15 protein-coding genes and 1 pseudogene are annotated in these 14,368 nt (G+C 58.5%); 4 read left to right on the plus strand and 12 right to left on the minus strand.

What is annotated here, in order from left to right; all coding sequences use genetic code 11:
• Window positions 1-105: 105 nt before the first annotated feature.
• The 6 genes from IB213_RS05885 to IB213_RS05910 all read right to left on the minus strand — a co-directional run bounded on the left by IB213_RS05885 (window position 106) and on the right by IB213_RS05910 (window position 3,976).
• The gene (locus IB213_RS05885) at window positions 106-678 is read right to left on the minus strand and encodes a hypothetical protein (RefSeq protein ID WP_192405721.1); all 573 of its coding nucleotides are present in this window, start codon (window positions 676-678) and stop codon (window positions 106-108) included.
• 5 nt (window positions 679-683) lie between these two features.
• Window positions 684-1,769, minus strand: a complete 1,086-nt coding sequence (locus tag IB213_RS05890; protein ID WP_192405722.1) for a PilW family protein — start codon at window positions 1,767-1,769, stop codon at window positions 684-686.
• Window positions 1,770-1,819: 50 nt separating this feature from the next.
• Window positions 1,820-2,332, minus strand: coding sequence for a hypothetical protein (locus IB213_RS05895; protein ID WP_192405723.1), 513 nt, complete (start codon window positions 2,330-2,332; stop codon window positions 1,820-1,822).
• Window positions 2,326-2,895, minus strand: a complete 570-nt coding sequence (locus IB213_RS05900) for a GspH/FimT family pseudopilin (protein WP_192405724.1) — start codon at window positions 2,893-2,895, stop codon at window positions 2,326-2,328. Before IB213_RS05900 ends, IB213_RS05895 begins: the two co-directional genes overlap by 7 nt.
• Complete coding sequence (locus tag IB213_RS05905; RefSeq protein WP_192405725.1) at window positions 2,895-3,329, minus strand: type IV pilin protein; 435 nt, start codon at window positions 3,327-3,329, stop codon at window positions 2,895-2,897. The genes IB213_RS05900 and IB213_RS05905 overlap by 1 nt, the downstream gene beginning before the upstream one ends.
• A 428-nt stretch (window positions 3,330-3,757) precedes the next feature.
• Window positions 3,758-3,976, minus strand: coding sequence for a hypothetical protein (locus tag IB213_RS05910; RefSeq protein ID WP_192405726.1), 219 nt, complete (start codon window positions 3,974-3,976; stop codon window positions 3,758-3,760).
• A gap of 562 nt (window positions 3,977-4,538) precedes the next feature.
• Between IB213_RS05910 and IB213_RS18380 the strand changes: the two are divergent.
• A pseudogene (locus IB213_RS18380) lies at window positions 4,539-4,712 on the plus strand (hypothetical protein); the annotation flags it as partial.
• Between the two features lie 172 nt (window positions 4,713-4,884).
• Here IB213_RS18380 and IB213_RS05920 read toward each other — a convergent pair.
• A complete protein-coding gene (locus IB213_RS05920) occupies window positions 4,885-5,637 on the minus strand; it encodes an IclR family transcriptional regulator (RefSeq protein ID WP_192405727.1) in 753 nt (250 codons plus the stop codon).
• 134 nt (window positions 5,638-5,771) lie between these two features.
• On the opposite strand from IB213_RS05920, the gene IB213_RS05925 reads away from it, so the two are divergent.
• Genes IB213_RS05925 through IB213_RS05935 form a run of 3 tightly spaced genes read left to right on the plus strand, consistent with a single transcriptional unit; the run spans window position 5,772 to window position 9,612 of the window.
• Window positions 5,772-7,010, plus strand: coding sequence for a thiolase family protein (locus IB213_RS05925; protein ID WP_192405728.1), 1,239 nt, complete (start codon window positions 5,772-5,774; stop codon window positions 7,008-7,010).
• Between the two features lie 13 nt (window positions 7,011-7,023).
• Window positions 7,024-8,556, plus strand: a complete 1,533-nt coding sequence (locus IB213_RS05930) for a class I adenylate-forming enzyme family protein (RefSeq protein WP_192405729.1) — start codon at window positions 7,024-7,026, stop codon at window positions 8,554-8,556.
• Between the two features lie 60 nt (window positions 8,557-8,616).
• Complete coding sequence (locus tag IB213_RS05935; protein WP_225560997.1) at window positions 8,617-9,612, plus strand: tripartite tricarboxylate transporter substrate binding protein; 996 nt, start codon at window positions 8,617-8,619, stop codon at window positions 9,610-9,612.
• Window positions 9,613-9,732: 120 nt separating this feature from the next.
• Here IB213_RS05935 and miaB read toward each other — a convergent pair whose 3' ends face one another.
• The 5 genes from miaB to modB all read right to left on the minus strand — a co-directional run bounded on the left by miaB (window position 9,733) and on the right by modB (window position 14,327).
• Window positions 9,733-11,061 (minus strand): tRNA (N6-isopentenyl adenosine(37)-C2)-methylthiotransferase MiaB, encoded by a 1,329-nt coding sequence (gene miaB, locus IB213_RS05940; RefSeq protein ID WP_191723248.1) that lies wholly within the window; start codon window positions 11,059-11,061, stop codon window positions 9,733-9,735.
• A gap of 135 nt (window positions 11,062-11,196) precedes the next feature.
• Window positions 11,197-11,595 carry a hypothetical protein gene (locus IB213_RS05945; protein ID WP_192405730.1) on the minus strand — a complete coding sequence of 133 codons (399 nt, stop codon included), beginning with the start codon at window positions 11,593-11,595 and terminating at the stop codon, window positions 11,197-11,199.
• A gap of 80 nt (window positions 11,596-11,675) precedes the next feature.
• A complete protein-coding gene (fdhD, locus tag IB213_RS05950) occupies window positions 11,676-12,554 on the minus strand; it encodes a formate dehydrogenase accessory sulfurtransferase FdhD (RefSeq protein WP_192405731.1) in 879 nt (292 codons plus the stop codon).
• 25 nt (window positions 12,555-12,579) lie between these two features.
• Entirely contained in the window at window positions 12,580-13,650 is a 1,071-nt protein-coding gene (gene modC, locus IB213_RS05955) for a molybdenum ABC transporter ATP-binding protein (RefSeq protein ID WP_192405732.1), read from the minus strand.
• Window positions 13,647-14,327 (minus strand): molybdate ABC transporter permease subunit, encoded by a 681-nt coding sequence (gene modB, locus IB213_RS05960; protein WP_191723244.1) that lies wholly within the window; start codon window positions 14,325-14,327, stop codon window positions 13,647-13,649. Before modB ends, modC begins: the two co-directional genes overlap by 4 nt.
• Between the last annotated feature and the right edge of the window lie 41 nt (window positions 14,328-14,368).

The following is a 14,368-nucleotide window of genomic DNA, read 5'->3' on the forward strand; positions in this document are numbered from 1 at the left end:
CCCTTTTCTAATCTCGGGCAATCCGAGTGCCTGTCTGTCTGTTGGTCTGCATGCATGCCGAGCTGCCTACGGCCTGCGTTTTGCCGCCATTCATGGCCACCACGGTCAATACACGGTCATCTGCACCAGACTCAGGGTGCTGCGCGGGCCCGTGGCTCGTGCCGTGATGCGGTACATGGGACGGGCGTTGCAAGAGGAAACACTGCCTGCCGTCTCTGAGGAGCCCGGGCACTCCAGCTCGTGCGGCAGCACGCAGCTTTGGCCAGCCGCATCCCAGCGGCCAGCATCTCTGCACAGCCGGTGAATGAGAAATTCCACCTTGTTGCCCAGGCCATCGTCTTCGGTGACCAACTCGGCCTGGCTCCAGTCCAGCGGTGCCCTGGGGTCATGGCTGGCGAAGTAGCCACCGTCAGCGTCGGCCTCCAGCGTCGCACTGCCAGCGGAATACAGCGCATCGAGCTGGGCCATGCCTTTCTCCAGCCCCAAGTCGGCACCTGATGTGGCCCCTTGCTTGAGTGCAAGGCTGCCCGCCATGCTGGCGCCCTGGGTGGCGGTGCGCACCACGGCCAGGCCGGTGAGCGTCATCACCAGCAGCACGATCAGTGCGACCAGAAGGACGACACCGCGTTGCGGGGCCTGCCTGGGGGGCCTGGCGCGATGACGTGTAGGTGGATGCACGGCTTTCATAACTGCTGCCCCCATAGCGTGTTGCGCAGCGGGACAATGCTTTCGTATACCCGGTAGCGGTAGTGCATCCATTCCTCCCCGTCTCCCATGCTGAATTGCTTGGTGCCGTTGGCCCAGCGGGGTGCGGAGTTGGTGACTTTGTCTTTTTCGTAGTGCGGAATGCGCATCAGTACGGCGATACGCACGGCAAGAACCTGCTCCCAACTGGTCGTATCAGGAGAAAGCGAGGCAGTCCATTCGGCTTCTTCATCGATCGCGCCATTGGCGTTGGCGTCATAGCCGTATTCGGCCTGAAGTTGAAATATGTCTTGGGCCACGGCGACCTTGCCCGTCTCGGTTTCATTGAGATGGTTGTAGCGGGTCAGTTGCCTCTTGTCGTCCAAGCTCCAGACGGTGAGGGTGGGCTGCGGCCCCAGGCTGTAGAGCATGCCTTCGCCCAGATTGCTTTGGCTCGAATCCAGGAGGCTGGTGTGAGCGCCACCATTGCGCGTGGCATCGACCTCCTTGCCTTGGTAAAAATCCTGGTAGGAGCCGGTCTTTCGATGGACCTTGTTTTTGTTGGCGGCTGCCGTGGTGGATGTCGGGTCAGCGCCGGCGGTCACTTCCATCAGCAGGCAGCTATCGGTGAAGCTGTCGCTGGTGCCCAGGATCACATCACCGGCCTGAAAGCCCGCATTGGATTTCTCCATCTTGAATTCACCGCCACTGCTGCCCACATAGCGGGCGCCAGCAAACATATTGCTGGAAGAGCCAGTCAGCACCCAGATTCTCCCGTCTGCTATGCGCACAGGTAGCAGCGGGAAGTCGAAAGCGGCCGTGCTGCGTCCGCTGTTGTACGCTTTCACTGAGCAGTTGAGATGTCGGGAGTCGATGCCTGCAAACCCCAGCCCTGCCGAGCGAATGTCGCGTTCAATGGCGAACAATGCCATGGAGCCTGCCGTCTGCGCTTCACTGATCGAGACGATGGTGCGCCGCCGCCCTTCGGACGTTGCATACAACTGGTAGATGGCCAGCATGCTGGCCAGACCTATGGCCAATCCCACCATGATTTCGATCAGGGAAAAACCGAGGGACCGACCCATCGCCGGTGACGTTGCGCATGGGAGCTTGCGTTTGTGCATTGGCATGCCCCCTAGTGCACGAAGGCCTGGATCTGGTAGTTGCGCACAGCAGGGTCATTGGGCCCTTGCCAGCACAGCGTGACCGTGATCCGGTTGTCGTCCGCCGTATCCACCCTGACTTGCTGCATGGCAGCCGTGGCGCCCGGCAGGCCATGTACGTTGGGTTGCTCGCCCCGTGCGGCTTTGAGCACGCCTTTGAACGTGGAGTCTCCTGCGCTATTGCCGCTGAAGTTACACATCTCGCCATCGGGCTGGTGCTGGAACGCGGTGAGCGAGTTCGCCAGATTGTCTGGCGAGCTGCGGCTTACTTTGAGTTCGATCAGCCGCACGATCTGCGAAGCGAACATGCCCGCCTCCGTGCGGTACTGCGCATGGCCGGCCCAGGTCGCGGACTTCATGGTCAGCCCGGCAATTCCGAGAATGCCGGTCATGACGATGATGATGGATACGAGTGACTCGAGCAGCACAATGCCGTGCTGGTTGCGACCCTGTCTTGCGCCTGTACTGGCGGGTGAGGTCAGCATTTGCGGTTGTCTCCATTGTCTGAAATGCCTGGATCGCACAAACGAACCTGTCCGCCAAGCGATATGACGACATGCAGGCAGCGGCGGGGACCCTGCGGATAGCAGGTGTCCGCTGCGGGGCCCAGAAATTTGACGACCTGGTTGACGGAGGCCGCCCCCTGGCCGTCGAACTGCACGACGGCCTCGTTGGCCGCAACGCTCAGTCCCGTTGTTCGTGCTTCCTGCGGATCTTTGCTGTCAACCCATTCCGCTCCCTCGAGCGTGCTCCAGTCGACTCCTTGCAAACCACCTGCCAGCATGACCCAGCCGAGGGCATTCACGCTGGCAGTGGGCGGTGAAGCGCGGGGATCATCGGTCAGCAGGAGCCGTACCTCGGCATTGCGACGTACGGCCTCGGCGCGCGCAAGTTGCGCGCCGCTGTAATAGGCCTGCGCCGCTGCGCGAATGCGAGCGTCGGTCAGATAGGCGCTGGCGCTGGGCAGCGTCATCATCATGAAGAAGACTGTGAGACCCAGGCCCACGAGCATCTCGACAAGGGTGAAGCCCTGTACGGCACGGCGCATCAGCAACTTCCATCCTTGCGTGAAGACCAGCAGTTGGCTTCAGGCTTCGTCCAGCCAGCAGGCGTTTGGGCAGTCTTGCGCACGCCCTGTGTGTCAAGGGTGAAGACAAAGCCGCTCATGCCGCCCTTGCCCGAGGCGGTGACCGTCGGGGGTGTTTCGTCCAGGGCACAGGTGTACTTGAAATGGCTGGTTTCCGCAGGCAACGGCGCGATCGAGTCCGCCGAGCAGGCACCGGTGTACTTGCGGTGATCCTGGAAATACTGCTCCAGCTTGGCTCCCATGTCCGCAAGAGGCACCAGGCCATCGACGATGCGGCCACGCTTGAGGTAGTCGCTATAGCTAGGCACGGCGATTGCCATCAGGATGCCCATCATGGCTATGACGATCAGAATTTCAATCAGCGTGAAGCCTCTTACACACCCACTCTTATGCATTGATACTCAGTTTTTATTGAATTCAAAGTGCGAATTTAGGCGGAAACCCAGAAAATCCCCACAGCAAAATATCAAAACAAGAAAATTCTTATAGAAGTTCAGGAATATTTTCCAAGGCGTGTGCTTTCGATTGTTTCGGGTGATTTAAGTTGATAAATTTTTTATTTACACGCTGCGCTATTTGTTTTTTTACGATTTCTGCGAATGCTTGCCAAACCGATCACAGCAATAAAAATAAAAAAAACATACGTAATGGGTGCAGCGACCAATCCACAACTGGCTCAAACCGCATGAACTTCAATACTGAAGCAACGACACCCAATAGAATCAAGAAATACATGCCTTCTCTACTGCGGAACATGTGAGATATGCAGGTTTCAGTCAGGCGACATTCACTTTGCTGCAATTTCTTGATCAGCGATAAGCCATTACGTTAACGGCGAATGCAAGCCAAAACACAAAAGAGAAAAGAAATTGCCAAAGCCAAGAAGATCATTCACATTCAGTCCTGACAAGCACCCAAAAAATCGCTGCTCTTGCAAGGATGAATAACCATATAAATCAATGCTCTGGCAGTAATCTTCAGCATCTGAAAAACCAGGCATGGGTGCCTGATTTGTACTGAAACGGCAAATATTGCCATTCATGAACAATATAGATTCGACTTTGCACATCAATCACCTGCTTAGCGCCTGCACGACACCTCAGGTCCTTGGAAGTCATTATTGATGATTAATTTCAGGGGGAAGTATATCCGTCCTGCTTATTGATCTATCGTTCATATTTCTGGTGATCTTCCTGAAGATGAAACCGATGCGCTCTATTGGACAGATCATTCTTGGGTAATAGGAGATTTTCTCAGAACCATATATATCCACGAGATTCACGCAACAGCCTCTCTAGGAAATTAAATCTAGAAAATCAGCAAGCAATCATCAGGAAATTATGGAAAACGCAGTGAGAAAAACAGTTGTTCAGGCGTTTTGAATTCTTCGCAACACCCGACTTCTGCCTCACATCTCAGTACGCAGTCATGGTCCGAGTTTGAATTGCGCAGTTCGTCCTTTTGCGTCCATGCGGTGTCATTACCAGTCGAATTGCCAATCAGCCAATCAGCCAATCAGCCAATCAGCAGCAACACCGAGCAGGGAAAGTCCACTGCGACAAACGGCGGGTTGGGTGAACGCCGTATAGCATTTTTGCGGCCTTGCTTGGGCTGCTCCGGACTTCAGCACCTGGTGCAGGCGGCAGTTGGATTGGCAGGTGCAGATGCCGTACACCTGCAGTCAAGCTGGCTTGCACCTGCTTGTGAATCAGGCCGGGTTTGGTGGGGCTGGTTGGTTGAAGCGCTGCTTTCCTTCAGGGGGCAAACAAATGGTCTAGCTCCGATAACTAAAGGTTTTTGCAGCAGCTCGTTCTTGCTTGGCCACCATTTCTTAGCTTCAAGTCTGCGTTTTGAACAGCACTAAGAACTCCGCTTTTCAGCGGGCAACGGCAGTTTTTATGTCCATGAGTCACTGAGGCGGCACTGATCTACGCACAGCCAGCACCCCAATCAGCCTCTGTCCAGAAACAAACTCATGCTCCGCTTGATCTGCTCAGCTACCTGTTGCTGGCGTTCCTTGTTCATGCGTGACTTGATGGACGCCACGCTCACGCCGCCAATGATGTTGCCCATGGCGTCATGCAGTGCAACACCAACGCCCACTACACCCGAAACTGCGTAGTTGCCGATGACTGCATAGCCATCTGCGCGGGCTTGCGAGACCATTTTTTTCAGCTCTGTCGTCGATAGATTGCGGTAGTAAGGAAGCCGATCACTGTTGGTGCGGATGAGCGCATCGGCATCTTTGTGCGGCATGGCCGCGAGCATGGCGAGACCGCCTGCGCCTACGCCGATGGGTTGGCGATGCCCCACGTTCACGGCCAGTGCCTGGATCACGTAGGTACCTAATGCGCGTGCGATGCACAGGGTGTCCAGGCCGCTTTGAATGACAAGAAATGTGGCGTCGGTCGTGGTGCTGGCGATGTCCTCCAGCAGTGGGGCGTAGATGTTCTGCACAGGCGCTTTGTTGTGTGCGGCTAGCGACAGCTGCTGGCAGTACTGGCCCAGCACATAGCGCTTGCCTGTTTCCTGATGAGCAACCAGACCTTCGCGCAAAAGGCTTGTAAGCAAGCGGTGCGCGGTGGGAAATTCCAGCCCCGACAGCTGTACCAGATCTGTGAGTCGAAGCCCTTCCGGATGGTGTGCTGCCACCAGCTTCAACAGCTCCACCCCGCGTTCCAGAGTTTGCGATCCTTGTGCCATTTTTCCGATAGATGGAAATTAATTGTGGAGCTGATTCTAAGTTCTATGCTGAAAGCAAAGGGGAAAACTATTCAGTCTTATGAATTGTTTCCATATTTCGGAAAAACTAATACGCATTGATTCGGGGATTAAAAATGGATGTTTTCATCGCCGGTATTTCCCATACCAAGCTCGGGCGCCATGTACAGAAATCCGTCAAGGACCTGACGCGCGAGGCCGTCACCGGCGCGCTGCTGGATGCAGGCGTAGCGCAAGATGCTGTAGGCGCTGCCTGGTTTTCCAACGTTCGACAGGGCCAGATGGAGGCGCAGAACTCCATTCGAGGGCAATGTGCTCTGACGGCCATGGGGTTTGGCGGGCTGCCCATTTTCAACGTGGAAAACGCCTGTGCCAGCAGCAGCTCAGGGGTGTATCAGGCTTATGCAGCCCTTAAGGCCGGGCTGTTTGATGTTGTGCTGGTGGCAGGCACGGAGAAGATGTTCTATCCGGAAAAGCGCCAGGCCATGATGGAGGCCTTCTTTGGCGGCACCGATATCCATGAGATGCAGAACACCTGGAATGGTCTGCAGAGCATTGGTGCGGGCATCGGGCCTGAGCAGGAAATTGGCGGCGACTGGAAGCAGCAGAGCTTTTTCATGGATGTATACGCCTCACTGGCGCGCATGCATATGAAGCTCTACGGCACCACGCAAGAGCAGATTGCCTTTGCAGCTGCCAAGAACCATACGCACTCTGCGCTCAATCCACTGGCTCAGTACAACACGCCGATGACGCTGCAAGAGGTACTGCAGACCCCCACCATTGCCTGGCCACTCACGCGAGCTATGTGCGCGCCCATTTCAGATGGCGCTGCTGCTGCCGTGCTGTGCAATGAAAATGGACTGAAACAGCTCAATCGCGCACGCGCTGTGCGCATTCGCGGCATGGGGGTTTCGAGCACCGTACACCGCGCCGCACAAGCGCTTGAATCGCATTGCGTAGCGCTGGCGGCCAGCCGAGCCTATTCGGCAGCGGGAATTTCGGCCAAAGAGATCAACGTTGTGGAAGTGCATGACGCATCCAGCTTTGCTGAAATTTTGCAGATCGAAAATTTAGGCCTGTGCGCTCGCGGAGAAGGCGGCCCCTTCACAGCCAGCGGTTCCACTTCGCTGGGTGGGCAATGCCCGGTCAACGTGTCCGGCGGCCTGGTGTCCAAAGGCCACCCCATTGCCGCAACCGGACTGATTCAGATGCATGAACTGGTCACCCAATTGCGCGGTGAAGCGGGCGCGCGTCAGGTGAGCGGAGCACGCATTGCTGTGGCAGAAAACGGCGGGGGCTTCATCCGCATTGAAGATGCCGCCGCCGTGGTTACGGTGCTGGACAGGGCTTGAAGGGAAATTTGACATGACTCCTTTCGATTTCTTCCAGAGCGCGGTACTGCGCTACCCAGATGCTGAGGCTGCCGTGGTGCTCTCAGGCAACTGCGAGGTACTTGAGCGCGCCAGCTTCAAAGAGCTTGAGCGCAAGGTGCTGAGTTTTGCGGCCGCGCTGCAAGACCTGACGGGCCAGCAACGTCCGCGGGTGGTGCTGGTGTGCCACAACGGCATGGCTATGCTCACGGCCATTTTGGCTACCTATCTGTGCCGTGGCGTACTGATTCCGCTCACGCCCAACAACCCGGAAGCGGAACTGCGTGAGCAAATTGGCGTGGCCAAGGCGGATGTGATCGTCATCGACGATACGGTGCAAAGCCTGAGCAGCGGGCATTCAGTGCCTGTCGTCCAGATTGGAGCGGCGCAGGAAGGTGTGGATTCTTTTGAGGCCTTGCTCACGCGCTTTGCCGATGCCATGCCTCAGGTACCGGAGGCGCAGGGCGAAGACATCATCGCGCTCAAATTCACGGGTGGCTCTTCCGGGAGTCCCAAGGCGGTACTGCAATCCGTGCGCTGCCTGAACACGATGATCTCCTCCATCCAGCAGGTCTATGCGTTCTCTGCCACTGACCGCTTCCTGCTGAACCCGCCCATGACTCACGGTGCTGGCGCGTTCGTGTTGCCGGTTCTTGCCAGCGGCGGGGCTCTGGTCATCATGGACGGTGTACGGGCCGAACCACTGCTGGACGCGATGTCTGCCCAAGAAGTAACGGGCATATGGGTACCCCCGACTCTGATGTATCAGATGCTCGATGCGCAGCAGGTCAAACCACGCGCTGTGCCCCGCTTGCGCAACCTGCTGTATGGCGGCGCAGGCTCCACCATGGAGCGCCTGCTGCAGGCGCGTACCCTGCTTGGCCCTGTGATTGGCGTGACCTACGGCTTGACTGAGGCACCAGTGATCATTGCTGGCATGCCCGGCAGCGACAGTGCGCACGATGTCAATCTGGGCAGCGCCGGCCGCTGCGGGCCGCTGACGCGCCTTGGCATCATGGGGCAAGGGGGCATGCTCTGCGCGCCCAACGAGCTTGGCGAAGTGGTGGCGCGCGGTGACTTGCTGATGAGTGGCTACCTGGACATGCCCAAGGAGACCGCGCAGGTGATGAGCCATGGTTGGCTCAAGACCGGTGACGTGGGCTATCTTGATGAGCGTGGCTATCTGTACATCAAAGGGCGCTCCAAGGATGTGATCATCAGCGGAGGGTTCAACATCTATCCATCCGATGTGGAAGAGGCCCTGGCCAGACACGATGACGTGGCCGAAAGCGTTGTGTTTGGCATCCCCGACGCGCATTGGGGTGAGCGCGTTGAAGCGGTGGTGGAGCTCAAGCGCGGGCGCAGCATTGCACCTGAAGCATTGCGCCTTCATATCCGGGAGAAGCTGGGCGCTGTGCGTACACCCAAAGCCATTCACCTGATCAGCGATCTGCCTCGCAATTCGCTGGGCAAAGTTCAAAAGCGCCAGTTGCGAGACGAACTCGTCAGCAAGTTTGGAAAGACCTGAAACCGGCGCTCTCTGTTTTCGACCCCAGGCAATCAACCAGCACAATACTAAGGAGACAACATGGTCATGAAAAAACGCACGCTGATTCGATTCGCGCTTACAGCCGTAGCTACTGGCGCATTGGCTACCGCCTTGGCCCCTGCAGCCATGGCGGACAGCTATCCAAGCCGTCCCATCAAATTCGTTGTGGGTTTCCCGCCCGGAGGCTCCACGGATCTGGTGACACGCATTGTCGCTGCGCAAATGGCTGAGGAGCTCAAGCAGCCCGTCATCGTGGAGAACAAGCCTGGGGCAGGGGGCAACATTGCGTCGCAGTTTGTCGCGGGTTCACCCCCGGACGGCTACACCATCTACCTGGGAACGCTGGCAACGCATGGCATCAACCCTGTGCTGCAGAAAAAACTGCCGTTCAACCACATCAAGGACTTCACCATGATCAGCCAGATTGGTTACTACACCAATCTCGTGCTGGTGAGCCCTGGCATACCGGTGAAGACGCTGGGCGAGTGGATTGCCTATGCCAAGGAAACCCGACGCCCGATGAACTTTGGCTCGCCAGGCACAGGAACCTCGCCGCACTTGACGGGTGAGTACTTCAAGATACTGACTGGCGTGAATCTCAGCCACGTGCCCTACAAGGGCAGTGGCCCGGCACTCACGGATCTGGTCGGCGGTCAAATCGACGTCATGTTCGACAATCTGCCCTCTGCACTTGGGCTGGTCAAGGGCGGCAAATTACGTCCCTTGGCCATTACCTCCCGCGAACGCATCAGCCAGCTGCCCGATGTGCCTACCGCCATCGAAGCCGGTCTGCCCGATATGGTGGTGGATGCGTGGGTGGGCATGATGGCTCCGCAGAACCTGCCCAAGCCCATAGTGCAAACGCTGCACAACGCACTGACCAAGAGTCTGGACAACCCGCAGATCCGCGCCAAGCTGGAGGAGCGCGGGGTGACCATCAAGACATCGCAGCCCGATGAGTTTCTGGCGTATGTGAAGTCTGAGAACGAGAAGTGGGCCAAGGTCGTGAAGATCTCGGGGGCAGAGGCGAACTGAGATTTTTCTCTGACAACAAAAGCTTTCAGCGCTCCGCAGGTAGCCCACAGCCTGCCGAAGCCATTGAAAAAGCCTGCCGTTGTTAACAACGGCAGGCTTTTTTTGTGAGGGTGTGAAAACTTAGTTCTGGATGAGGACTTCACCGCGCAGGGTATAGGTCATGGCTTCGGTGATCTTGACGTCGACCAGCTGGCCCAGCAGGCGCTCGTGGCCCGGAAAGTTCACCACACGGTTGCATTCGGTGCGGCCCATCAGCTCGCCGTTGTCGCGTTTGCTGAAACCTTCCACCAGCAGGCGCTGCACAGTGCCCATGCGCTCCATGCTGATGTCTTTGATGTTCTGGTTGATCACCGCTTGCAGCTCTTGCAGGCGGCGCAGCTTGACTTCATGCGGAGTGTCATCGTGCAGGTTGGCTGCCGGGGTGCCAGGGCGAGGGCTGAAGATGAAGCTGAACGAGTTGTCAAAGCGCACATCGTGGATGAGCTTCATCATTTTCTGGAAATCTTCCTCGGTCTCGCCAGGAAAGCCCACGATGAAGTCCGAGCTCATCGCCATATCGGGGCGGATGGCGCGCAGCTTGCGCACTGTGCTCTTGTATTCCATAGCGGTGTAGCCGCGCTTCATGGCCATCAAGATTTTGTCGGAGCCGTGCTGCACAGGCAGGTGCAGGTGCGAGACCAGCTTGGGGATCTTGGCGTAGGCCTCGATCAAGCGCGGTGTGAACTCATTGGGGTGGCTGGTGGTGTAGCGAATGCGTTCGATGCCGGGGATTTCGGCCACGTATTCCAGCAGCAGGGCAAAGTCGGCAATCTCGGCTGTCTCGCCCATCTTGCCCTGGTAGGCATTCACGTTCTGACCCAGCAGCGTGACTTCTTTGACGCCCTGGTCGGCCAGACCTGCCACTTCTACCAGTACGTCTTCAAATGGGCGGCTGACTTCTTCGCCCCGGGTGTAGGGTACTACGCAGTAGCTGCAGTATTTGGAGCAGCCTTCCATGATTGACACGAAAGCCGAAGCGCCTTCCACGCGCGCAGGCGGCAGGTGGTCAAATTTTTCGATCTCAGGAAACGAGATGTCGACCTGGGGCTTGGCCTTGGCGGCACGGGCGTTCAGCAGCTCGGGCAGGCGGTGCAAGGTCTGGGGGCCAAACACCACGTCCACATAGGGGGCGCGCTTGATGATTTCATCGCCTTCCTGGCTGGCCACGCAGCCGCCTACGCCGATCAAAACGCCTTTTTCCTTGAGGTGCTTGACGCGGCCAAGGTCAGAGAACACTTTCTCCTGGGCTTTTTCGCGCACCGAGCAGGTGTTGAACAGGATCAGGTCGGCCTCTTCCATGTTCTGGGTAGGCTCGTAGCCTTGGGCTGCGCCCAGCACGTCGGCCATTTTGTCCGAGTCGTACTCGTTCATCTGGCAGCCGAAGGTTTTGATAAATACTTTTTTGCTCATCGTGTTCGCAGCGCCGCAGCTTTGAAGTTGCGGTCGCTTTCAATAAAAACGCCTGCCAGGCCAAGCTGGACGGTCGTTGTGGGAAAGAAGAACAGAGCGCCTGGGGCGCAGTGGTCGTGTTGCGGCGCAGTGGTTTTAGCGCTTGGCAGTCAAGCTGGCCAGTTCCTCAGGGGTGAGGACCCATGCTGTCAGCAGCCATTGGGTGCTGGCTTCTTTGAGATAGGCCACACGCAGCTCTTTGCTTTGCACGGTGTGGGCAAATATCAGCCGGTTGTCTGCGCTGAAAAGGCGAAAACCGGGCGCGGTGCGGATGGCTTGGCCATTGATTTGCGCATTGGGGATTTGGTCAATGCGCAGCACACCCAGCTGGGCGGTGTGTGGGAAATTGCGGTGACCGGGCTGTGCAACAGGCAGCACGGTCTGCACCGACGGCAACGTGGTGGGCGTCGATGGCGATGTGTTTTGGGCTGCACTGGTTACTGCGGTGGCCAGCAGTGGCGCAGCAATCAAAGAAGCAAGCACGCAGCGATTCATGGTGTTCATCCAGGGGCTGACAGATGCAGCATTCTACGAAAGTGTGGGTGGTGCGGCGCTGTGCTCAAGTTAGACCTGCCTTAGGCCAGTGGCAAGCCTGCGCCCGCTGCGTAGAGCGTGGCTTGCGGGGGGCGGCACAGGCCCCAAAAGCGCAAACCCGTCAGCTGGGCCATTTGTACACCCATGGCGGTGGGTGCAGAAATAGTGGCCAGTGCGCCAATGCCCAGCTTGGCGCATTTGCGCACCAGTTCATGGCTGCCTCGGCTGGAGAGCACGACAAAGCCGGGTTGCCCCAGCCGATCTGTGCGTGCCAGCCGCCCTAGCAATTTGTCCAGCGCGTTGTGGCGGCCCACGTCTTCAATGACCTCGTGCACCTGTCCATTGAGCGTAGCCCAGCCTGCAGCGTGGATGGCGCCAGCCTGGGCATTGAGGGTTTGCAGGGCGGGCAGGTTGTTGATGGCAGTCAGCACGGTGGGTAAATCCACTTGCGATACCCAGTCGCGTGCAGGCAATGCGTCAAACGACAGATCGAGCGCGGCAAAGCTCTCTACGCCGCACACGCCGCAGCCGGTGCGCCCGCTGATGCTGCGGCGGTGGTCTTTAAGGCGTGCAAAGCAGCGCGAGGAGATGTCGACCTGCACCTGCATGCCGTTCATGCCTGCCGGCAAGCCCGCCGCTGCGGCATCGACAGGGCGTACGTCTATGCCATAGCAATCGCTGGCGTGGTCGATGATGCCTTCGCTGAGCGCAAAGCCGATGGCGAAATCTTCCAGATCCAGCGGCGTGCCCATCATCACGGCGTGGGAGATGCCGTTGAAGACCAGTGCAATGGGCACTTCATTGGCCAGCACGCGTGATTGAGCAACCACAGCGCGCTCAGCGTGGTGAAAGCGCACCTCACAGGTGGTGAGGGCGGCTGGGGTTGAGGGTGTCATGGAGCAGGCGCTGGCGTCAGTCATAGCGCGCCATGATAGGGCTGCGGCGTTAATCCAGCAGGGCCACGCTTTTGATCTGGGCTACCACGCTCAAACCCTCGTGCAGGTTCAACTCGCGCACAGAGCGGGCTGAAACGCGTGCCAGCAGCGTGGTGTTGCCCGCTTGCAAGGTCAGCATGGCGTGGCCTGGGCTGTCTTCGCGCAGCGCAGTAATGCGTGCACTCAGGCGGTTCAAAATGCTGCTGCAGGTGGGCGATTGCAGTGCCACACTGACATCGCGGGCGAGCACGCGCAGGCGCACAGGCTCGCCCGTTGTGCGCTGTGACGCTCCAGAGATGAACAGCTCGCCGCCCTCAAAGGCCACGGTGCTCAGGTGGTCCTGTGCGTCATAAGCAGTGATATGGCCTTGCACCAGACTGGCGGCATCTGCGGCAGGGCCCATGGGGTGATCACGCTGCGCCATGGTGCTGGCGGTACTGCCCTGAGTGACCACGCTGCCGGCTTGCAGCAGCACCACATGGTGGGCCAGGCGCGCCACTTCATCTTGCGAGTGGCTCACGTAAAGCACGGGGATCTCCAGGCTGCGCTGCAGGCGTTCCAGATAGGGCAGCACTTCAGCTTTGCGTGCTGCATCCAGCGCTGACAGAGGCTCATCCATCAGCAGCAGCTGCGGGCTGGTAGCCAGAGCGCGGGCAATGGCCACGCGCTGGCGCTCCCCCCCCGACAGGGTCTGCACGCTGCGATCCATCAGATGAGACAGGCCCAGCAGCTCGACCGCCTGCTCCAGCGCCACTTTGCGGCGCGCTGCGGGTGTGCGCTTGAGGCCGTATTCCAGATTGGCGCGTGTGCCCAGGTGGGGAAACAGGCTGGCTTCCTGAAACACATAGCCCAGTGCGCGCTGGTGCGTGGGCAGCCATTGCTGGGTGGCGTCGTCTTGCCAGATCTGGCCGTTGACCATGACGCGGCCCTGGGCACGCTCCAGACCGGCAATTGCGCGCAGGCAGGTGGTCTTGCCGCAGCCCGACGGCCCGAACAGTGCCGTAATGCCGTGGCCAGCCAGTTGCAGATGGACATCCAGTGTGAAGTCCGCACGTTTGACATGCAGTTGGGCTTCGATCATGTGCGTGGCTCCTTGGGTTGCAGCCAGTGCAAGAGCATCAGCACGATAAAGCTAAACACCACCATGCCGCCGGCCAGCAGGTGGGCGTTGGCGTATTCCATGGCTTCTACGTGGTCGTAAATCTGCACAGATACCACGCGCGTTACGCCAGGGATGTTGCCGCCAATCATCAGCACCACGCCAAACTCACCCACCGTATGCGCAAAGCTGAGTACCGCAGCGGTGATGAAGCCGGGGCGTGCCATGGGCAGGGCGACAGTGAAAAAACGATCCAGCGGGCTGGCTCCCAAAGAGGCGGCCACCTCCAGCGGGCGACTGCCCAGGCTCTCGAATGCGCGCTGCAGTGGCTGCACGGCAAACGGCATGGAGTAAATCAGTGAGCCGATGACCAGACCGGGAAAGGTAAAGGGCAGCCTGCCCAGACCCAGCCATTGCGTAAATTGCCCCACAGGGCCATTGGGGCCCATGGTGACCAGCAGGTAAAAGCCGATCACGGTGGGAGGCAGCACCAGAGGCAGCGCCACGACAGCACCAATCGGCCCTTTCCAGCGTGAACGGGTGTGGGCCAGCCACCATGCCAGCGGCGTGCACAGAACCAGTAGCAGTACGGTGGTGACTGCGGCCAGCTCCAGCGTCAGGGCAATGGCGGCCCAGTCTTCAGAGGAAAGGATGGACAAGGTCTAAGAAAGAGTGAGCTGCTTGCGCAGGTGAAACGGCC

Source organism: Comamonas sp. CMM02 (genome assembly GCF_014851485.1).
In the GTDB taxonomy this organism is placed as follows: domain Bacteria; phylum Pseudomonadota; class Gammaproteobacteria; order Burkholderiales; family Burkholderiaceae_C; genus Comamonas; species Comamonas avium.

Bases quoted from the DNA above. Each gene is read 5' to 3' on its own strand.
- modC (WP_192405732.1), bottom strand. From the start codon at position 13,650: ATGATCGAAGCCCAACTGCATGTCAAACGTGCGGACTTCACACTGGAT.
- IB213_RS05945 (WP_192405730.1), bottom strand. From the start codon at position 11,595: ATGAATCGCTGCGTGCTTGCTTCTTTGATTGCTGCGCCACTGCTGGCC.
- IB213_RS05935 (WP_225560997.1), top strand. From the start codon at position 8,617: ATGGTCATGAAAAAACGCACGCTGATTCGATTCGCGCTTACAGCCGTA.
- IB213_RS05925 (WP_192405728.1), top strand. From the start codon at position 5,772: ATGGATGTTTTCATCGCCGGTATTTCCCATACCAAGCTCGGGCGCCAT.
- fdhD (WP_192405731.1), bottom strand. From the start codon at position 12,554: ATGACTGACGCCAGCGCCTGCTCCATGACACCCTCAACCCCAGCCGCC.
- IB213_RS05905 (WP_192405725.1), bottom strand. From the start codon at position 3,329: ATGCATAAGAGTGGGTGTGTAAGAGGCTTCACGCTGATTGAAATTCTG.
- IB213_RS05895 (WP_192405723.1), bottom strand. From the start codon at position 2,332: ATGCTGACCTCACCCGCCAGTACAGGCGCAAGACAGGGTCGCAACCAG.
- IB213_RS05900 (WP_192405724.1), bottom strand. From the start codon at position 2,895: ATGCGCCGTGCCGTACAGGGCTTCACCCTTGTCGAGATGCTCGTGGGC.
- IB213_RS05920 (WP_192405727.1), bottom strand. From the start codon at position 5,637: ATGGCACAAGGATCGCAAACTCTGGAACGCGGGGTGGAGCTGTTGAAG.
- IB213_RS05910 (WP_192405726.1), bottom strand. From the start codon at position 3,976: ATGAATGGCAATATTTGCCGTTTCAGTACAAATCAGGCACCCATGCCT.
- miaB (WP_191723248.1), bottom strand. From the start codon at position 11,061: ATGAGCAAAAAAGTATTTATCAAAACCTTCGGCTGCCAGATGAACGAG.
- IB213_RS05930 (WP_192405729.1), top strand. From the start codon at position 7,024: ATGACTCCTTTCGATTTCTTCCAGAGCGCGGTACTGCGCTACCCAGAT.
- IB213_RS05890 (WP_192405722.1), bottom strand. From the start codon at position 1,769: ATGGGTCGGTCCCTCGGTTTTTCCCTGATCGAAATCATGGTGGGATTG.